Source organism: Mucilaginibacter sp. MD40, assembly GCF_002288635.1.
Lineage (GTDB): Bacteria > Bacteroidota > Bacteroidia > Sphingobacteriales > Sphingobacteriaceae > Mucilaginibacter.
The window spans coordinates 265,729-284,477 of sequence record NZ_NRSW01000001.1 but is presented as its reverse complement, the minus strand read 5'-3'; the positions used below and the strand labels follow the sequence as shown (position 1 = coordinate 284,477).

Below are 18,749 nucleotides of genomic sequence, written 5' to 3'. Positions count from 1 at the left end.
TTTAAGGAGCCTTAAATTAAGCTTTAACGTTTTTTTCTAAGTAAGCAATAGCCTGGCCTACAGTACCGATAGTTTCAGCCTGATCATCAGGAATTGCCACGTTAAATTCTTTTTCAAACTCCATGATTAATTCCACGGTGTCTAAAGAGTCGGCACCAAGATCGTTGGTGAAGCTTGCTTCTGGTGTAACTTCACTTTCGTCAACACCCAGTTTTTCCACGATAATAGCTTTTACTCTTGAAGCGATATCAGACATAGTCTTAATAGTTTAATGATTAATAAATTCAGTGCAAAGAAAAATAAATTATGTTAAATATCAAATTGCAAAAACTTAGACAATAAATACAGAACACCTGTTTATTATAAAAGGTTTGCGTCGAATACCTAACCGCCCAAAAGTAATGATTTTGTGGTGAGTAATAAATTATTTTATATCTGTTTTAAAGTGTTGTAATTAACTGGTTATAAATAACATAAGTTTCGTATCCATCTGTTATCTTTGTCCCTTGCCGTAATTGAAACTATAAATAGGCCTTATTATATGGCTTTAATACGTTAATGTAAGTTTTTGCGGCTGCGGTTAATTAAAACTTTATGCTTAACGCAAGTGTTCGTATTTTTGACCATCCATTTAATTAAAGGCGTTTGAACAGAAAAGTATTAAAGTTTGAGATAGACCTTGATTTTGTATTGATCGCTATCACTACATCATTAAAGGATTATCGTATTTGTTATTATATAAACAAATGTTTGAATTTTAATTTTACCCGCTCTGCTGATCTTGTGCTTGATAACAGCCTAAATGGCAGCGAATTACTTTTCTCGTTGTTTCATTACAGTTGGGAAAGTACCGAAACCGATTTCTATTTTATTGGAAATAAAGGCACCGAAGGCTATCTTGTACCCGAAATGCGCGAGGCCGATTATTTTATAATGATCAAAAATTATATAGATGATGAAGACCTGGAAAACATCATTTCGGCGTTGAACCGTATGCCCGAAATTGTTGCCGCCGTAAAGATTGACCCAAAAAAAATAAAATCACGGGAAAATCTGTTATTTTAGCCAAAATTTTTAAGGATGTGTAGATATTACACATTGATTCTGATAGCCTGAATATAATCTGAGAATATGAATTTTTATTATAATCGTACCAAAATCGTTGCTACAATGGGGCCTGCTTCGGCCAAAAAAGATACCCTGCTGGCAATGATAAGGGCCGGGTTAAATGTTTGCCGCCTCAATTTTTCGCACGGTAAGCCCGAAGACCACAAAAAAGTAATTGACATTATTCGCGAGATAAACGCTGAGTATAAAACCAACGTGGGTATTCTTGCCGATCTCCAGGGCCCCAAAATTCGTATTGGCCTGGTAAAGGATGGTGGTATACACCTGGTTAACGGCAGCCGCATTAACATGACCACGCATGAATGTATTGGTGATGATAACCAGATATATATTACTTACCCAAGTTTCCCGCAGGATGTGCAGCCAAACGAGATCATCCTTTTAGATGATGGTAAACTGCAATTGCGTGTTATTGACACCAACCGTAAAGATACCGTGGTGTGCGAAGTGGTACATGGCGGCATATTAACATCACGTAAAGGTGTTAACCTGCCCAATACTAAAGTGTCTATCCCCAGCTTAACACCCGAAGACCTTGAGAACCTGCATTTTGCCCTGGAGCAGGATGTAGATTGGATAGGTCTTTCGTTTGTGCGTACCGGTGCCGATATTATTGATCTGAAACGTATTATCCGCGAAAGCGGCAAAGGTGCCCGTGTAATAGCTAAGGTTGAAAAGCCTGAGGCTATTGATAATATAGATGATATTATCGCCGCTACCGATGGTGTAATGATAGCCCGTGGCGACCTGGGTGTGGAGTGCCCGCTTGAGGAAGTACCACTGCTGCAAAAAATGATCGCCAAAAAATGCCGCGATGCTTCAAAACCGGTTATTGTTGCTACGCAGATGCTGGAGTCAATGATCACTACCCCGCGCCCAACCCGTGCCGAGGTAAATGACGTGGCCAACTCTGTATTGGACGGTGCAGACGCGGTAATGCTTAGCGGTGAAACATCTGTTGGTGAGTTCCCGGTAATTGTCATTGAAACCATGGCAAAAATAGTGCGTAACGTTGAAGATTTGGGCTATCCGTTTAACGCGGAAAAAGCTGAAAATACCGATCCGGCTTCTCCAAACTACTTAAGCGACGCGCTTTGTGGCTCTGCCGTTTACCTGGCCGAGCATACTAATGCTACAGGTATAGTATCTATGACCACCTCTGGCTATACAGCTTTTGAAATATCCAGCTATCGCCCTAAAGCAGGTACTTATATCTTTACATCAAACAGGCAGTTGCTTAACGCGCTGAGCCTGGTATGGGGTGTACGCGCGTTTTACTATGACAAGCTGGAAAGTACCGACCAAACCATAGCCGATGTAAACGCTATACTTAAAACGGAGCAAATGCTTAAAACCGGCGATGTGGTAATTAATACCGCTGCAGTGCCAATTGTAAAACAAGGAAAAACCAATATGCTTAAAGTAAGCATTATTGACTAATAAGGCGTCAGCCTGAATACAACAAAAAAGGGTGGAGCATATTGCTCCACCCTTTTTTGTTACGGTTGTTCAAGGATTTAAAATCTTTTTTATAGGTGCAAATAAAAAGCCCGGCTAACAGCCGGGCTTGTAAGAATTAATTAAGCAACATAACGTTGCATACGATAAATATTATTTGTTTTAGGGTTTCGTATATCAGCAACTTGCTGTCCGTTTCTTTTAGGCATGTTGGCAACGCGTGCTTTTTTTATTTCATTCTCGCGAATTAATTTACGACGACGTTGTTTTAATCGATAACGTTCTGTCCAGTGGTCAAAACTTCCGGTAAGGGCCAAAATTCCGCCTACTACAAACCCCACCATCATAACTACAACAAATAAATGTAGTAAAGTTGAAAATAGATGCTCCATGTTTTTATTACTTGGTTGATATAACTAAGGCAATAGCCGTGCCTTAAAAACTTACATACAACTTAAAGTTGTTTCCTTGTGTGCGCTATACTTTAATCTATAATTAGTAACACGTCAATTAACTAATTATTATGCTCAGCAATTATTGGGATGTAGACATATGACTACATGCAGGGTGGAATTTATTACCCTAAATAGCTTTTCTGACTATTTGGGGGGCGTTTTTTGTGCTATTGTATATTTCATACTAAACTAATAGCCTATAGTTGTGGTAGTATTTTTACATTGCTGTGCTGAGAGATTTATTATAATTGCAGCAGAAATGGAAAAGATGTCTCTTCAAAAATATAAGGCCCTTACTAAGCTATCATCGGGCGATTTCAAGGCTTTTTTATATGACTGCGATGGAACGCTGGCCGACAATATGGGAGCCCATAAGCAAAGCTATATACGCGTAGCGGCAGATGAAGGAGTAGTAATTGAGGGCGATATTATTGATGAGTTTGCGGGCCTGCCTATTATTAAGGTTATTGATGAGATAAACAAGCGCTATAAAACCAATTTCGATCCGGCTGAGTTTACCGCGCGTAAGCATGCCCTTTTCTTTAACGAATTTATAGAGCAAACCCAACCTATTGACTATGTTGTAAACCATTTAAAGAACCATGCCGGTAAAATACGTATAGGTGTAGTATCAGGTGGTAGCCGTAATTCGGTGGAAAAAACGCTTACGGTGTTAGGTATTCGCCATTTGGTTGAGGTATTGGTATGCGCCGGTGATACCCCGAACGGGAAACCTTATGCCGACCCTTTTTTGGCCGCCGCCGCGCAGCTGGGTGTACCGCCCGAACAATGTCTTGTATTTGAAGATGGCGAGCCGGGTGTGCAGGCTGCTATCGCAGCGGGTATGCAATGGGTTAGGATCGATAAATTATAATACAAAAAGGGATCGCCATGAAGACATGCATGGCGATCCTTTTTTTGTTCTTCACTCTAAAAAACTACTTGCCGCCCATTGCACGGTCACGCACGGCCTTAAATTCCGAACCTTTTTTCCAGCCCGGGAAGGTAGTTTCATTGCTCAATTGTACGCCGAGTTGGTACATCAGTTCGGTTGTTTGTGCCATGCCTTTAGTATCCATAGCCTCACTGTACTCGTCTGACGGCTGGTGGTAGCGCTTATCGTTATACTCTTTCAGTTTTTCTTTACCAAATTCTTCGCCCCGCTTAATGCTTTTTGCACCATTGTGCAGATCTAAAGCCGGCACGCCTACCTTGGCAAAGTTAAAATGGTCAGACCGGTAGTAACTGCCCGAGCCGGGGTTTTCATCGCCCACAACATCCCAGCCTTTAGCTTTAGTTAGTTTTATGATATAATCATCCAGGTCATTCTGCCCTTTGCCGGTGATGGAAAAATTGCTGGTTTCACCAAAGTCTGATAAAGCGTCAATGTTCAGATCAGCCACGGTTTTATTAAGCGGGTAAATAGGATGCGTAGCATAATATTCTGAACCCAGCAGGCCTTGTTCTTCTGCTGTAACCGCCAGGAAAACAATAGAGCGTTTCGGCTTCTCTTTTTGCGCCGCGAACTTTTTAGCCACGGCCAAAATAGCGGCTACACCGCTGGCATTGTCAACTGCGCCGTTGTAAATGCTGTCACCCTTAGAATCAGGCTTACCCACGCCAAAGTGATCCCAGTGAGCGGTATACAGGATGGTTTCATCAGGGTGTTCGCTACCTTTTATTATACCAACTACGTTATTGGATTTAGAGTACTTTAATTTATTCTTCAGCGACAGCGAAACGCTGCTGCCTAAGTCAACCGCTTTAAAATCTTTACGGCGCGCATAGTCGCGGATATTACCGGTTATGCCTGCGCTAGCTAATAATTTGGTTGCCGCTTCTTCACTTATCCAACCCTCAACCTTACAGCGGTTCATGTGTTTATCGGCCTGCTGCAGGTAAAGTTTTGCACCTGCAAAGCTGTTTTGTATCACCTGCCAGCCATAGCTTGCCGGTTCGGTTTGGTGAACAATGATTACACCTGCTGCGCCCTGGCGGGCAGCCTCCTCGTATTTATAGGTCCAACGGCCGTAGTAGCTCATGGTATCGCCTTTGAATAATTTTTCAGGCGCTTTAAAGCCGGGGTCGTTCACCAGCACGATTACCGTTTTGCCTTTAACATCAAGGCCTTTATAATCGTCCCATTTAAATTCTGGCGCCACCACGCCGAAACCTGCAAATACCAGCGGCGAATTTTTTAAGCTTAGGGTATCCTGCTCGCGACGGGTCGAGGCCACAAAATCCACACCCGGTTTCAGGTCCATGCTGGTTTTGCCGCTAATGGCCATATCGTTAGCGCTTGAGGTAATCTCTACCATAGGCACCTCCTGGAAATAGCTGCCATTGTTTCCCGGCGCAAGCCCCAGTTTTTTGTATTCGGAGGCAATGTAATTGATGGTCTTTTCTTCGCCTTTAGTAAAAGGTTTACGGCCCAGGAGCGAGTCGTTAGCCAGCACAGCTATGTGTTGTTTAATATCAGCCGCGAGGCCGGTATCGGCAGTGGTATTTTGGCTTTTATCCGTATTGCCGGCGCATCCTGCAAAAAGGGCGGCAGCGGCAATGGTAGTTATAGAGTTTATTTTCATATGTAAGGGTTTTATTCAAATATAGGAATTTTACTCACCCCGGCTTCTAATCATGTCATTGTGAGCGATAGCGCGGCAATCTCAGAAGCAAAACCGGCGTGCTTATCCCGTGAGATTGCTTCGATCCTCGCAATGACACGATGATAGGTTTGCGTTAGCGATAGCAGCGGTTACCGGCCATGCGGCTAACGCCTGTGCGCGTATGAGCGGATAGCGCGGCCGGAGGCAACGCCCATTTACTCATCCCGACTTCGCTTCGCTGGGAGGAGGTGAGTCAGCATATAAAACTTATACCTCATTTACCGCTATTCACAATTAAATTGACTATTTTTGCAACCTTTAAAATTCGAGTCGAACATATTGATGTACAAGGAATATAAGCAATTAGATCTATCGAAAACGGGTAAAGAAGTTCTCGAATTCTGGAAACAGAACAACATCTTTTCAAAAAGTATCAGCAGTCGCCCTGCAAGCAACCCTTATACCTTTTATGAGGGCCCGCCGAGTGCGAATGGTATGCCGGGCATTCACCACGTAATGGCCCGCTCTATTAAGGATATTTTTTGCCGTTACAAAACGCTTAAGGGCTACCAGGTTAAACGTAAAGGTGGGTGGGATACCCATGGCTTGCCTATTGAACTGGCGGTTGAAAAAGCCTTAGGCATCACTAAAGACGATATCGGCAAGAAGATCACCGTTAAGGAATATAACGACGCCTGCCGTAAAGAGGTAATGCGTTACACTGACGTGTGGAACGACCTTACCGAGAAGATGGGCTACTGGGTTGATTTGGAGAACCCGTACGTTACCTACGAGAATGAGTACATTGAAACCCTTTGGTGGATACTGAAGGAGCTTTACAAAAAAGACCTTTTGTACAAAGGCTATACGGTACAGCCGTACTCGCCAAAATCGGGCACGGGCTTAAGCTCACACGAGCTGAACCAACCGGGCACCTACAAAATGGTGAAGGATACCACTATCACTGCGCAGTTTAAAGTAAAGCGCGATAGCGACTCGGAGTTCCTGTTCGATGGTGTAAATACTGATGTGTTTATCCTGGCCTGGACGACCACTCCATGGACATTGCCATCAAACTGTGCTCTGGCTGTTGGTGAGGATATCACTTACGTAAAGATCAACACCTTTAACCCATACACTTACAAACCAGTTTGTGTGGTATTGGCTAAAGAGCTGGTTGGCAAATACTTTAAAGCCGATGGCGAAAACGCTTCTTTTGATGATTACAAAGGCGGCGACAAAATTATCCCGTGGCAGGTAGCCGGCGAATGTAAAGGCAGCGACCTCGTAGGTCTTCATTACTATCAATTAATGCCTTATGTAACTAATGAAGACCTGGAGAAAAACGCTTTCCGCGTTATCCCTGCTGACTTTGTTACCACCGGCGATGGTACCGGTATCGTACATACCGCGTCTGTTTTTGGTGCGGATGACTTTAGGGCATGTAAAGAGAACAACGTACCATCGGTAATGGTGAAGGACGAGAACGGTAAGGATGTGCCGCTTGTTGATAAACAAGGCCGCTTTGTTGCCGAAGTGTCTGACTTTGCAGGCCGTTACGTAAAAGAAGAGTACTATACGGATGCCGAGCGCGCCGAGGCGGATTTTAAACCGACCGACGTGCTGATCTCTATCAAATTGAAAGAAGAGAACAAGGCATTTAACGTACAAAAATACGAACACAGCTACCCGCACTCCTGGCGTTCTGATGAGCCTATACTTTACTATCCGCTGGATAGCTGGTTCATCCGTACCACTGCCGTTAAGGATAAGATGGTGGAGCTGAACAAAACCATCAACTGGAAACCTGAAAGCACCGGTACCGGCCGTTTTGGCAACTGGCTGGAAAACCTGGTCGACTGGAACCTTTCGCGCTCACGCTACTGGGGTACCCCGCTGCCTATCTGGCGCGAGGAAAACGGCAGCGAAGAGAAATGTATCGGTTCTATAGCCGAGCTGAATGCCGAGATAGAGAAAGCTATTGCAGCAGGCTTTATGCCGGCTGGTTTTAAGCTGGAAGATATGCACCGCCCTTATGTTGATGATGTTATACTGGTATCATCAACCGGCAACAAAATGATCCGCGAGACAGACCTTATTGACGTTTGGTTTGATAGCGGTGCCATGCCATATGCGCAATGGCATTTCCCTTTCGAGAATAAAGAAGAATTTGAAGCAGCCTACCCGGCTGATTTCATTGCGGAAGGCGTTGACCAAACCCGCGGATGGTTCTTTACCCTGCACGCCATAGCCGTAATGCTAAGCGAAGCAAGTGATGAAGTAAAAGCCGTTAATGAGAAGGTTGGCAACCGTGGTATCGCGTTCAAGAACGTTATCTCGAACGGTTTGGTGTTGGATAAAAACGGTAACAAAATGTCTAAACGTTTAGGCAATGGTGTTGATCCGTTCGCGACCATTGAACAGGTTGGTGCCGATGCCGCGCGTTGGTACATGATCAGCAATGCATCGCCATGGGATAACCTGAAGTTTAATACCGAAGGTTTGGACGAGGTGCGTCGTAAGTTCTTTGGTACGTTGTACAATACCTACTCGTTCTTTACGCTTTACGCAAACATCGATAAATTTAAGTATGAGGAAGCAGAGATAGCGATAGAAAGCCGTCCCGAGCTTGACCGTTGGATATTATCGTTATTAAATACTTTGAGCGCGGAGGTTGATGGCTACTATGCCGACTTTGAGCCTACCAAGGCCGCCCGCGCTATACAAGAGTTTGTTGACGCGCACCTGAGTAACTGGTACGTACGTTTAGGTCGTCGCCGTTTCTGGAAATCAGATAACTCTGATGATAAACTATCTGCCTACCAAACGCTTTATACCTGCTTAATTACCATCAGTAAGTTAATGTCGCCTATTGCGCCGTTCTTTGCTGAGCGTTTATACACCGACCTGAACAGCGTAACCGGTAAAGAGGAATTTGAATCGGTACACCTGGCTTACTTCCCGGAGTATCACGCTGACCTGGTTGATAAAGCCCTGGAAGAGCGTATGCAACTGGCGCAGGATATTTCATCACTGGTATTATCGCTGCGTAAGAAAATAGAGGTGCCGGTTCGCCGTCCTTTAAGCAAGATATTGTTGCCTATTCTTGATAAAAACTTTAAATTACAGGTTGAAAAGGTTAAAGAGCTTATCCTGTCTGAAACCAATATCAAGGATATTGAGTACATCACCGATACTGCAGGTTTCATCAAGAAAAAGATAAAGCCAAACTTTAAAGCTCTTGGCGCTAAAGTGGGCAAGGATATGAAGGATGTGGCGGCTGTTATAACTGCCTTTACACAAGACCAGATCACCGAGTTGGAAACAAACGGTAGTATTTCGGTACTTGATAATAAATACGCTATACTACCATCTGACGTAGAAATTATCGCCGAGGACGTTCCGGGATGGCAGGTAGCCAACTTGGGTAAGCTTACCGTAGCGCTGGATGTTACCATTACCGAAGAACTGAAAGAAGAAGGTTACGCCCGTGAGTTTGTAAATCGTGTACAAAACCTGCGTAAAAGCAAAGGTTTTGAGGTAACCGACCGTATAGCGGTACAGGTTAATGCCAATGCCGAAATATGGAAAGCTATAGAAAATAACAACGCTTACATTAGCGCGGAAGTACTGGCAGATAGCATAACACCTGCTGATGCGCTGGCTGATGCTGATAAAGCGGTTATTGATGAATTTGAGATATTGATTGCTATAACAAAGAATTAAATGGAAAACGAAAAAACAAGGTATTCTGATGCCGAGCTGAAAGAATTCAAAGAATTGATTCAGGAAAAATTGCGCAGTTCAAAAGAAGAGCTGGCTGCATTGGCCTCATCATTAAGCTCGCCTAATGCCAATGGTACTGATGATACCGCCGGTACTTACAAAACGCTCGAGGATGGTTCGGCTACCCTTGAGAAGGAGCAGATCAACCAGCTGGCTGCCCGCCAAAAGAAGTTTATTGAGCAATTAGAAGCTGCCCTGGTGCGTATAGAGAACAAAACGTACGGTATTTGCCGCGAAACCGGTAAACTGATACCTAAGGAACGCCTGCGTGCCGTGCCGCACACTACCCTAACCATGGAAGCTAAATTAAAGCAATAGATGAAGGCTGCTTATACAAAACCTTTTCTAACCGCTGCATTTATTATCCTCTTAGACCAGATCATTAAGATATGGGTAAAAACCCATATGATACCGGGTGAGCCGGGTGAGATACACCTGCTGGGCAACCGGGGCATGCTCCACTATATTGAAAATAACGGGATGGCCTTTGGTATGGAACTGGGTGGCGATTTTGGCAAACTGGCCCTTACTATTTTCCGTATTGTAGCGGTAATAGGTATTGGTTTCGCGTTGGTACATCTTATTAAGCATAAATATCATAGGGGCTTAATTATGATGGTAGCGCTTATACTGGCTGGTGCGGTAGGTAACATCATTGATTCTACCTTTTACGGTGTAATTTATCATTATGCGGGCTGGTTTCACGGCCGTGTGGTAGATATGTTCTATTTCCCGCTGATTACCGGGCATTTTCCTAACTGGTTCCCTATTTGGAAGGGTGAGGAGTTTATCTTTTTCCGCCCGGTATTTAACCTGGCCGATGCCGCTATCTCTATCGGCGTGATCATGATCCTGATCAACCAGAAACGGTATTTTAAACACGAAACTCCGGAAGCCAGCTATCCGAATAGCGAGATGGTTGAAGAATAGCTTTCAATAACATTCAATGAAAAAAGCGCCTTATATAATATAAGGCGCTTTTTTCATTGATAAACATATTTAGTCATTATCGTATTCAGTACTCACTGCAAATAGGTAGTTACCTGTAAAGGCTTTTGCTGTCAATAAATTTAAGTACAGGGTCAGGCACGAAATATTGCACGTTTTTTTTCTCTTTGATGGATTGGCGTATAAACGTGGCCGAAAGTTCCATGAGCGGTGTCATGGTGATGGTTACGGATGGGTGCGAAGCAAATTCGGCATTTTCATAACCAGGGCGTGGATAAACAAATATTTCATAATCTCTGAGGATCAGTTTGTAGTTTTTCCACTTGTGCAGGGTCACCAAATTATCAGAACCCATAATAAGGGCAAATTCGTGCTCGGGGTATTTTTCTCTTAAATGCGTGAGGGTATCAATGGTATAAGAGGGTTGAGGCAGCTTTAGTTCCACATCGCTAACGGAGATGTTGGTGGCATTTTCGGTGGCCAGTTTGGCCATTTCCAGTCGGTCATAAGTGTTAATAAGGTCGCCATATTTTTTTAACGGGTTTTGCGGCGATACCACCAGCCAAACCTTATCCAAAGCGGTATGGTTGGCCATGTAGTTAGCTATAATTAAATGCCCGATGTGGATAGGATTAAATGAACCGAATAGTAAACCGATCTTCATAGTGCCCCCTAACCCCCATAAAGGGGGAATAAAATGTAAATGTTACCCCGGTAATTCAATGAGAATTGAAAACACTCCCCCTTTAGGGGGCCGGGAGGCTAATAAAATTTTTTACCAGATCTTCCGCTTCTTTACAAGCAGTTTCAAGATCGTAATTTTTAAGGATAATATCAAACTGAGGTGCGTAATTCAGCTCCTTTTCGGCTTTGGCAAAGCGCTCCTGCAGTTTTTCGGTACTATCAGTACCACGACCGGTAAGGCGTTCAATCAACACCTCTAATGATGGCGGCTGCACAAATATAGCCAGGGCCTGATGCTGGTATTTACGTTTCAGGTGCATGCCACCTTCTACATCAATATCAAATATTACGGTTTTGCCGGTTTGCCATATACGCTCTATTTCGGTACGAAGCGTGCCGTAAAAGGTACCGGTATAAACCTCTTCAAACTCAACAAATTGTTTTTTGGCAATACGGTGTAAAAACTCCTCTTTGCTAATAAAATAGTAGTCTTTTCCGTGCTGCTCATCTCCGCGCGGTTGGCGGGTTGTAGCCGAAATAGAAAACTCCAGTTCGGGCATTTTGCGCAGCAGGCGGTGCACAATGGTTGTTTTACCTGCGCCCGAAGGGGCCGAAAATATAACGAGTTTTCCTTCTTTCATTATTGTTGGAAAGTTGAAAGGTTACAATGTTGAAATGTTGCAAGCTTACTAAGTTTAACATTTCAACCTTACAACATTTAACCTTAAAACTGCTTATAAAACATTCAATAATTGTTCTTTAATCTTTTCCAGCTCTTCTTTCATGCCTACCACCAGTTTCTGGATATCGGCATCGTTTGCTTTTGAGCCAAGGGTATTGATCTCGCGGCCTATTTCCTGCGAAATAAAGCCCAGTTTTTTACCATTGGCATCGGCGGCTTTAAGGGTTTCCAGGAAATATTCGCAATGGCTTTTCAGCCTTATCTTTTCTTCGGTGATATCCAGCTTATCTATGTAGTAGATCAACTCCTGCTCAAAGCGGTTCTTATCTACATTATCAACGCCAACGGCTTCACTCAAAAACTGGTTCAGGCGCTCGCGGATAACCGGTACGCGTTTAGGCTCGGCCAGTTCAACAGCGGCAAGGTTATTCAGGATGATCGCGATACGTTGTTTAATATCGTTTTCCAGCACGTTACCCTCGTCGCTTCTGAATTTCTGAAAGGCGGCCAAAGCTTGCTGAAAGGTCTTCTCCACCTGTTTCCACTCATCCTCGTTAACGGTTTCCTCGTCGTATTTCACCACCTCGGGCAAACCCAGCGCCAATTGGAATAAATTGGCTGATTGTTCTCCAACATCCTCGCTTACGCTTTTTAGCTGATTATAATAGTGCATAAGCAGGTCTCGGTCAATCCCGGCAGCTTTAACGTTGGCTCCGGTTTGCTCTGCAGTAATGCTGAGGTTAACTTTTCCGCGTTCAATCTGCTTGCTGCATTCGTTGCGCAACTGGAACTCCTTTTCGGAAAACATTTTGGGCAGGCGCAGTGATAGTTCGAGAAATTTGCTGTTGAGAGATTTAAGCTCGACGGTATATTTTACATTGCCGGCATCAAAAGTGGCAATGCCATACCCTGTCATGGACTTTATCATATGCAAAGATAAATATTTTAACGGGAAACCGAGCTTTGCGTAGATGTTAGACGTAAGCTTAATGCGCCTTTGGCTGCTGTTTCCGCAACATTTATTTAAAATTCCCTATCTTGGCACTTTCTGATCAATACTTACAGCCATGACTGATACATTGGATATCAAAATAACAAAGACCGCGCATTCGCGCCTGGCAGAAACAGATTTTAATAACCTGCCATTTGGTAAAGTGTTTTCTGACCACATGCTGGTGGCCGACTATGCTGATGGAGAGTGGAAGAATTTTGAGATTTTGCCTTATGGCCCTATCTCTCTTAGCCCTGCAATTTCGGCGCTGCACTATGGGCAGGCATTTTTTGAAGGGATTAAAGCCTATAAGCATGATGACGGCAAGGTTTCCATCTTCCGCCCTGAGAAAAACGCCGCCCGCTTTAACAAATCTGCCGAGCGTCTGTGCATGCCTACTTTGCCCGAAGATGTGTTTGTACAAAGTATTGCTGCAATGGTTGACCTTGACCGAGATTGGATCCCTGCTAAAGAGAACCATGCGATGTATATACGTCCGTTCATGTTTGCGGCTGACCCTTATCTGGGTGTTACCCCTTCGGCTACGTATAAATTCATTGTTTTGATTGGCCCTGTTGGTCCATATTTTTCAAAACCGCTGCGTGTTAAAATTGAAACTTATTATACCCGCGCTGCCGAAGGTGGTATGGGTTACGCGAAAGCTGCGGGTAACTATGGCGCATCTATGCTGCCGGGCCGCAAAGCCGCGCAGGAAGGTTTTGACCAATTGATATGGACCGATGCTAAAGAACATAAATATGTAGAGGAAATGGGCGCAGCCAACGCTATGTTTCTGCTTGATGGTAAACTTATTACCGCCGAAGCGAAAGATACTATATTAGATGGCGTTACTCGCGATACCGTTATTACGCTGGCGAAAGACTGGGGAATAACCGTAGAGGAACGCAAGGTATCTGTTGCAGAACTGGCCGAAGGCGCACGTAACGGTAAACTAACCGATGCTTTTGGCGCTGGCACAGCCGCAACTATAGCTCCGGTAGCCTCATTTGTGGTGGATGGCGAAGAATTTTTCCTGAGCGATCCTGCCACACGCGAATTCTCTAATAAAGTATTTACTACGCTTGATGCCATTAAATATGGCCGCGCCGAAGATACTCATGGCTGGAATTACATGGTTTAATTAACCTTCTTAAATGGAAAAATGTAAAACGGCCCCGCATATTTTATGTGGGGCCGTTTTAATATAATGTCAGCCTGTTAGCTAAATTTTTCTTCCATCATCTTTTCAAGGGCGAACATCTCATCGCGCAGCTTGGCCGCCAACAGAAAGTCCATATTCTTGGCGGCAGCCACCATATCCTTGCGGGTATTTTCGATAGATTTTTTAAGATCAGCCTTGGTCATGTACTGTACAATAGGGTCGGCAGCAAGCGTAGCTACTTCAGTTTCTACATAAGCCTGCTGTACGCCGCCCTTAAAGTCGACCACAGAGGTTTGCTCCATAATTTCAGATTTGGTTTTACCAACGGTTTTTGGCACAATACCATGTTCCTCGTTGTACTTGATCTGTTTTTCGCGTCGGCGTGCCGTTTCCTCCATGGTTATCTGCATAGATTCAGTGATCGTGTCCGCGTACATGATCACCCGGCCGCGGTCATTACGGGCGGCACGGCCTATAGTTTGTATCAGCGAGCGTTCAGAACGCAGGAAACCTTCTTTGTCGGCATCCAATATAGCTACCAATGATACTTCGGGCAGGTCTAATCCCTCGCGCAGCAAGTTAATACCTATCAGTACGTCAAACTCTCCCAGGCGCAGGCCACGGAGTATTTCCACCCTTTGCAGGGTTTTAACTTCTGAGTGTATGTATCGGCATTTAATGCCCAGCCTGTCCATATACTTGGCCAGTTCTTCGGCCATGCGTTTGGTGAGGGTAGTTACCAGTACGCGGTCACCCGCTTTAATGGTTTTATCTACCTCGTCCAGCAGGTCATCAACCTGATTAATAACCGGGCGCACGTCAATCAGCGGGTCAAGCAAACCGGTAGGGCGTATCACCTGCTCTACTACCACACCTCCCGATTTTTCCAGCTCGAAATCGGCAGGTGTGGCGCTTACATAAATAGTTTGTGGCGCCAGGCGCTCAAACTCCTGGAAGTTAAGCGGGCGGTTATCCATTGCCGCCGGCAAACGGAAGCCATAATCTACCAGCGATATTTTCCTTGATCTGTCGCCGCCATACATGGCACGTATTTGGGGTACGGTAACATGGCTCTCGTCAATCACCATCAGGTAATCATCAGGGAAATAATCCAGTAAGCAGAAGGGGCGCATACCGGGCTGGCGACCATCAAAAAAGCGCGAATAGTTCTCAATACCACTGCAATACCCCAGCTCACGTATCATTTCCAGGTCGTAGTTTACCCTTTCTTCCAAACGTTTAGCTTCCAGGAAGCGCTGATCGTCAATAAACTGCTTTTTACGTGCTTCCAGTTCTTCCTGTATAGCCCAAATAGATTGCTGGAAACGTTCTCTCGGCGCCACGTACAGGTTGGCAGGGTATACCACCATGTGCGTGGTTTTTTCAATCGTTTTGCCGGTAGAAATGTCAAATGAACTGAGTTCCTCAATATCGTCGCCAAAGAAAGATATGCGGTAAGCGTAGTCCAGATAAGGCGGAAATATATCTACCGTATCGCCCTTTACGCGGAAGGTGCCCCGTTTAAAATCGGCGGTAGTACGGGCATAAAGTATCTCCACCAAGCGGTGCAGAAAGGCGTTGCGACTAATGCGTGTGCCTACCGCGAATTTAAATACTGAAGCCGCAAAGTCTTCCGGGTTACCCATACCATATATACATGATATGGATGAAACCACAATCACATCGCGCCGGCCGCTCATAAGCGCCGAGGTGGTGCGCAGGCGTAGTTTCTCAATTTCCTCGTTTATTTGCAGGTCTTTTTCAATGTAAGTATTGGATGAAGGTATAAACGCTTCCGGCTGGTAATAATCGTAATAGGACACGAAGTAATTAACCGCGTTATCAGGGAAGAACTGTTTGAACTCGCCATACAGCTGCGCGGCGAGGGTTTTATTATGGCTGAGTATGAGCGTAGGCTTCTGCGTTTGCTCAATAACATTGGCAATAGTGAACGTTTTACCCGAGCCGGTTACTCCGAGGAGCGTTTGGAAGGGTTCGCCGCTGTTTACGCCCTCTACCAGTTGTTTTATGGCATTGGGCTGGTCGCCGGTTGGTACGTATTGAGAAGTTATTTTAAAATCCATGCGTTTAACAAAAATACAGATAAACGTTAAGTAAATTAACCGTTAACCGGTTAGTGATAACGATTTTGACGATGCAATGTTCGTAACACTTAGTGACAAGTGTATGTCAGCAGGGATATCTGTATCCGACATTTTTTACTCACCCCGACTGCGCTACGCTGGCCCACCCTCTCTGCTTCGCAAAAGAGGGTGAAGAATTTCTTGTCATTCCTCAGGAAAGATTTTTACTCATTCCGGCTGTGTTACGCTGGCCGACGCTCTATTCGCTGTGCGAAAGAGGATAAAAATACCCCTCTTTGCGAAGCAGAGAGGGGCAGGGGTGAGTCAACTTAAAAATAAAGTATTTCCTCGGGAAGATTTAACAAGGCTTATGTATCTTTAACCATGCCAGCAACACAGCCTTTTATCCTCAACAAAACCAATAGTATAGCCAACCAGTTCTTAGCCGAACTGCGTGATGAAAGTATACAGCAGGATAAGTTCCGTTTCCGGCAAAACCAGGAACGTCTGGGTGGTATACTGGCTTACGAGATCAGTAAAACATTGGCCTATACCGAAACAGAAGTGCAAACGCCCCTGGGTATAGCCACCGTAAATATGCCTGCCAATGAGCCGGTTATTGCTACCATTATGCGTGCTGGGCTTCCTTTTCACCAGGGGTTTATCAATTTTTTCGACCGAGCACCTTCTGCATTTGTCACCGCTTTCAGGAAAGTAAAGAAAAACGGCGATTTTACCATTCAACTCAACCATATCTCCAGCCCCGACCTTAGCGGTCGCGTACTGATCATTTGTGATACCATGCTGGCTACCGGCCAAAGCCTGATATTGGTATGTAAAGAGCTGATGGCTTTGTATGATATTAAAACCGTCCACATTGCGGCTGTTATCTCCAGTACCGTAGGAATTGAGCATGTAAGGGCCAACCTGCCTAAAGCCCGTATCTGGACCTGCGCCGTTGATGACGAAATGACCAGCAAGGCCTATATTGTACCGGGTTTAGGCGATGCCGGGGATCTGGCTTTCGGGGAGAAGGCGTAAAGGCGTTAGAATGAAAGCAAAGATTAAATCAAATGTCGTAGACCTGCGGCTACTTATCGTTGACTTTGATGATATAAACCATGATGAGATCAGCGAAATGACAGGCCAGGTACCCACTTATATTAGAGTAAAGGGGCAGCCGAGAAATCTAAAACGTCCTGACTCGCCAGTTTGGCCCAATAACCTTTGGTCTATAGATAGTGGTTTAAGCATGCATGCTTCTTTTGAAGATCAGATGAGTACCCTACTCAATATTATCGAAGATAACAGGGCCGCATTTGAGAATTTATGTTCTAAGTACTATAGCGAATTTGCTTGCGCCATCAAAGTTTATAAAGGCAATGGCGAAAGCACTCCTTGGGTACATTTATATAATAGATATAACAAAATAGCCCGGGAATTAAAAATCGAATTTGATGTTGATCTATATGCATTTTGATGTTATTGAATAAAGTATAATCTAATAACTAATTTATTGTTTTTCGATAAAAATATATTGTATATAAATAATATTACTATACATTTGTGATACAACCATCACAAATCATGAAACGTAACCTTACTACTAACCGCCTGGTAAATCTTACCCTTGTTGTTGTATTCGCATTTTTAGCGGCCGAAGCTTACTATTTGTTCACGAATGGTAGGTTTATAGGGCAAAAGAGAGTTGAACAAACTTTTACGGCAGAAAACGTACTGCCACCTACAGACCCAGAACCCCCCGCCAATTTGCCGTATGATCAATATCAGGTTGCACGGCAACTAATTCAAATGAAACGCGATCTCAAGAACGGCGAGTGGTTAGCGGGTAGTGGGGCGAAGTCAGGTTGGATAATGGCTACTGCTGAGGGACAGTTTTGCGATACCTGCACTATCACGAATAATGCAGGTAGGATAAGATCCGCCTCCCAATATTATATCAAGCTACCCGCCTGGCAGCTTAATCCGCAGCCTTATCACCATACAGGGTTAACTGAAAGTAAGTTTCACATGGAGGGAGGGCAGGCATATGTGCGTAAATGGATAAATGATAAAGTTATCCAAAAAAGTTACGGGCAGCACTTTACCATCCGGCAGGTTGATGAGCCTGTAAAGTTTAGATATAACACGAAGGAAAATTGCGTCATGATACCGGTTAGCTCTGCTGCTAAAAATATATGCAATATCATCCTGATGGTAATAGGGGTTTCGCTTATAGTATGTATATTTTACCTGGTCGGGGCATTCTTAAAATTTATTATAGATGTATCAAAGGGGCTCACTTTCACCACGCAAAATGTGAACAGGTTAAAGCTAATAGCTTTTAGCTTATTGAGTTATCCGCTAATTACGCTACTGCTTGTAGGTTTAAGCCGGTTAATTTTTAGTAATTATTTCACTGACGATCTCATGTTGAACCCTTCTATATGGTCGGGTTTATGGCCGTTATTAATTGCCGGAACCGTATTTTTGCTGTTGTTTAAAGCTTTTAAACAAGGCCAAACATTAAAGCTGGAAAACGATTTAACTGTATAGTAATGCCCATATTAGTAAATCTTGATGTGATGATGGCCAGGCGAAAAATATCGCTTACCGAATTGAGCGAGAAAGTAGGCATTACCATGGCTAACTTATCAATCCTTAAAACAGGTAAGGCCAAAGCCGTACGTTTTGAAACTTTAGAAGCTATTTGCCGCACGCTTAACTGCCAGCCGGGAGATATCCTTGAATTTATTGACTAATAA

At 44.1% G+C, this 18,749-nt stretch carries 18 protein-coding genes; 11 read left to right on the top strand and 7 right to left on the bottom strand.

What is annotated here, in order from left to right; translation table 11 throughout:
* Positions 1 to 16: 16 nt before the first annotated feature.
* Positions 17 to 256: an acyl carrier protein gene (locus tag CKK33_RS01280; RefSeq protein WP_095702367.1), complete on the bottom strand. Its 240-nt coding sequence runs from the start codon at positions 254 to 256 to the stop codon at positions 17 to 19.
* A gap of 389 nt (positions 257 to 645) precedes the next feature.
* Between CKK33_RS01280 and CKK33_RS01275 the strand changes: the two genes are divergently transcribed.
* Positions 646 to 1,065, top strand: a complete 420-nt coding sequence (locus CKK33_RS01275; protein WP_095702366.1) for an IPExxxVDY family protein — start codon at positions 646 to 648, stop codon at positions 1,063 to 1,065.
* A 66-nt stretch (positions 1,066 to 1,131) separates the two neighbouring features.
* On the top strand, positions 1,132 to 2,568 hold the full coding sequence (gene pyk / locus CKK33_RS01270; protein WP_095702365.1) for a pyruvate kinase: 1,437 nt from the start codon (positions 1,132 to 1,134) through the stop codon (positions 2,566 to 2,568).
* Between the two features lie 140 nt (positions 2,569 to 2,708).
* Here pyk and CKK33_RS01265 read toward each other — a convergent pair whose 3' ends face one another.
* A complete protein-coding gene (locus tag CKK33_RS01265; RefSeq protein WP_143822876.1) occupies positions 2,709 to 2,978 on the bottom strand; it encodes a hypothetical protein in 270 nt (89 codons plus the stop codon).
* A 322-nt stretch (positions 2,979 to 3,300) separates the two neighbouring features.
* Between CKK33_RS01265 and CKK33_RS01260 the strand changes: the two genes are divergently transcribed.
* A complete protein-coding gene (locus tag CKK33_RS01260; protein WP_095702363.1) occupies positions 3,301 to 3,915 on the top strand; it encodes an HAD family phosphatase in 615 nt (204 codons plus the stop codon).
* A 64-nt stretch (positions 3,916 to 3,979) separates the two neighbouring features.
* Here CKK33_RS01260 and CKK33_RS01255 read toward each other — a convergent pair whose 3' ends face one another.
* Positions 3,980 to 5,626 carry a M28 family metallopeptidase gene (locus tag CKK33_RS01255; RefSeq protein WP_095702362.1) on the bottom strand — a complete coding sequence of 549 codons (1,647 nt, stop codon included), beginning with the start codon at positions 5,624 to 5,626 and terminating at the stop codon, positions 3,980 to 3,982.
* Between the two features lie 363 nt (positions 5,627 to 5,989).
* On the opposite strand from CKK33_RS01255, the gene ileS reads away from it, so the two are divergent.
* Genes ileS through CKK33_RS01240 form a run of 3 tightly spaced genes read left to right on the top strand, consistent with a single transcriptional unit; the run spans position 5,990 to position 10,363 of the window.
* On the top strand, positions 5,990 to 9,373 hold the full coding sequence (gene ileS, locus CKK33_RS01250) for an isoleucine--tRNA ligase (protein ID WP_095702361.1): 3,384 nt from the start codon (positions 5,990 to 5,992) through the stop codon (positions 9,371 to 9,373).
* Positions 9,374 to 9,751 carry a TraR/DksA C4-type zinc finger protein gene (locus CKK33_RS01245; protein ID WP_095702360.1) on the top strand — a complete coding sequence of 126 codons (378 nt, stop codon included), beginning with the start codon at positions 9,374 to 9,376 and terminating at the stop codon, positions 9,749 to 9,751. It begins immediately after the preceding gene.
* Positions 9,752 to 10,363: a lipoprotein signal peptidase gene (locus CKK33_RS01240; protein WP_095702359.1), complete on the top strand. Its 612-nt coding sequence runs from the start codon at positions 9,752 to 9,754 to the stop codon at positions 10,361 to 10,363.
* Positions 10,364 to 10,472: 109 nt separating this feature from the next.
* On the opposite strand, the gene nadD is transcribed toward CKK33_RS01240, so the two are convergent.
* From nadD to CKK33_RS01225, 3 genes are all read right to left on the bottom strand, one after another.
* A complete protein-coding gene (gene nadD, locus CKK33_RS01235; protein WP_095702358.1) occupies positions 10,473 to 11,045 on the bottom strand; it encodes a nicotinate (nicotinamide) nucleotide adenylyltransferase in 573 nt (190 codons plus the stop codon).
* 82 nt (positions 11,046 to 11,127) lie between these two features.
* Complete coding sequence (gene gmk, locus CKK33_RS01230; protein WP_095702357.1) at positions 11,128 to 11,706, bottom strand: guanylate kinase; 579 nt, start codon at positions 11,704 to 11,706, stop codon at positions 11,128 to 11,130.
* Positions 11,707 to 11,799: 93 nt separating this feature from the next.
* Positions 11,800 to 12,675: a YicC/YloC family endoribonuclease gene (locus tag CKK33_RS01225; protein WP_233138125.1), complete on the bottom strand. Its 876-nt coding sequence runs from the start codon at positions 12,673 to 12,675 to the stop codon at positions 11,800 to 11,802.
* Positions 12,676 to 12,814: 139 nt separating this feature from the next.
* Here CKK33_RS01225 and CKK33_RS01220 point away from each other — a divergent pair, with 139 nt between their 5' ends.
* Positions 12,815 to 13,879, top strand: coding sequence for a branched-chain amino acid aminotransferase (locus CKK33_RS01220; protein WP_095702355.1), 1,065 nt, complete (start codon positions 12,815 to 12,817; stop codon positions 13,877 to 13,879).
* Between the two features lie 77 nt (positions 13,880 to 13,956).
* Here the strand turns inward: CKK33_RS01220 and uvrB are convergent, their stop codons facing one another.
* Complete coding sequence (gene uvrB, locus CKK33_RS01215) at positions 13,957 to 15,984, bottom strand: excinuclease ABC subunit UvrB (protein WP_095702354.1); 2,028 nt, start codon at positions 15,982 to 15,984, stop codon at positions 13,957 to 13,959.
* A gap of 384 nt (positions 15,985 to 16,368) precedes the next feature.
* On the opposite strand from uvrB, the gene upp reads away from it, so the two are divergent.
* The 4 genes from upp to CKK33_RS01195 all read left to right on the top strand — a co-directional run bounded on the left by upp (position 16,369) and on the right by CKK33_RS01195 (position 18,746).
* Positions 16,369 to 17,025 carry a uracil phosphoribosyltransferase gene (upp, locus tag CKK33_RS01210; protein ID WP_095702353.1) on the top strand — a complete coding sequence of 219 codons (657 nt, stop codon included), beginning with the start codon at positions 16,369 to 16,371 and terminating at the stop codon, positions 17,023 to 17,025.
* A gap of 10 nt (positions 17,026 to 17,035) precedes the next feature.
* Positions 17,036 to 17,464, top strand: coding sequence for a DUF4279 domain-containing protein (locus CKK33_RS01205; protein WP_158223370.1), 429 nt, complete (start codon positions 17,036 to 17,038; stop codon positions 17,462 to 17,464).
* Positions 17,465 to 17,571: 107 nt separating this feature from the next.
* Positions 17,572 to 18,540 (top strand): DUF2975 domain-containing protein, encoded by a 969-nt coding sequence (locus tag CKK33_RS01200; RefSeq protein WP_095702351.1) that lies wholly within the window; start codon positions 17,572 to 17,574, stop codon positions 18,538 to 18,540.
* 2 nt (positions 18,541 to 18,542) lie between these two features.
* Positions 18,543 to 18,746, top strand: a complete 204-nt coding sequence (locus CKK33_RS01195) for a helix-turn-helix transcriptional regulator (protein ID WP_095702350.1) — start codon at positions 18,543 to 18,545, stop codon at positions 18,744 to 18,746.
* Positions 18,747 to 18,749 lie beyond the last annotated feature (3 nt).

Bases quoted from the DNA above. Each gene is read 5' to 3' on its own strand.
- gmk (WP_095702357.1), bottom strand. From the start codon at position 11,706: ATGAAAGAAGGAAAACTCGTTATATTTTCGGCCCCTTCGGGCGCAGGT.
- CKK33_RS01200 (WP_095702351.1), top strand. From the start codon at position 17,572: ATGAAACGTAACCTTACTACTAACCGCCTGGTAAATCTTACCCTTGTT.
- CKK33_RS01245 (WP_095702360.1), top strand. From the start codon at position 9,374: ATGGAAAACGAAAAAACAAGGTATTCTGATGCCGAGCTGAAAGAATTC.
- ileS (WP_095702361.1), top strand. From the start codon at position 5,990: ATGTACAAGGAATATAAGCAATTAGATCTATCGAAAACGGGTAAAGAA.
- CKK33_RS01205 (WP_158223370.1), top strand. From the start codon at position 17,036: ATGAAAGCAAAGATTAAATCAAATGTCGTAGACCTGCGGCTACTTATC.
- CKK33_RS01220 (WP_095702355.1), top strand. From the start codon at position 12,815: ATGACTGATACATTGGATATCAAAATAACAAAGACCGCGCATTCGCGC.
- CKK33_RS01280 (WP_095702367.1), bottom strand. From the start codon at position 256: ATGTCTGATATCGCTTCAAGAGTAAAAGCTATTATCGTGGAAAAACTG.
- pyk (WP_095702365.1), top strand. From the start codon at position 1,132: ATGAATTTTTATTATAATCGTACCAAAATCGTTGCTACAATGGGGCCT.
- CKK33_RS01195 (WP_095702350.1), top strand. From the start codon at position 18,543: ATGCCCATATTAGTAAATCTTGATGTGATGATGGCCAGGCGAAAAATA.
- uvrB (WP_095702354.1), bottom strand. From the start codon at position 15,984: ATGGATTTTAAAATAACTTCTCAATACGTACCAACCGGCGACCAGCCC.
- CKK33_RS01240 (WP_095702359.1), top strand. From the start codon at position 9,752: ATGAAGGCTGCTTATACAAAACCTTTTCTAACCGCTGCATTTATTATC.
- upp (WP_095702353.1), top strand. From the start codon at position 16,369: ATGCCAGCAACACAGCCTTTTATCCTCAACAAAACCAATAGTATAGCC.
- CKK33_RS01255 (WP_095702362.1), bottom strand. From the start codon at position 5,626: ATGAAAATAAACTCTATAACTACCATTGCCGCTGCCGCCCTTTTTGCA.
- CKK33_RS01225 (WP_233138125.1), bottom strand. From the start codon at position 12,675: ATGATAAAGTCCATGACAGGGTATGGCATTGCCACTTTTGATGCCGGC.
- CKK33_RS01265 (WP_143822876.1), bottom strand. From the start codon at position 2,978: ATGGAGCATCTATTTTCAACTTTACTACATTTATTTGTTGTAGTTATG.
- nadD (WP_095702358.1), bottom strand. From the start codon at position 11,045: ATGAAGATCGGTTTACTATTCGGTTCATTTAATCCTATCCACATCGGG.
- CKK33_RS01260 (WP_095702363.1), top strand. From the start codon at position 3,301: ATGGAAAAGATGTCTCTTCAAAAATATAAGGCCCTTACTAAGCTATCA.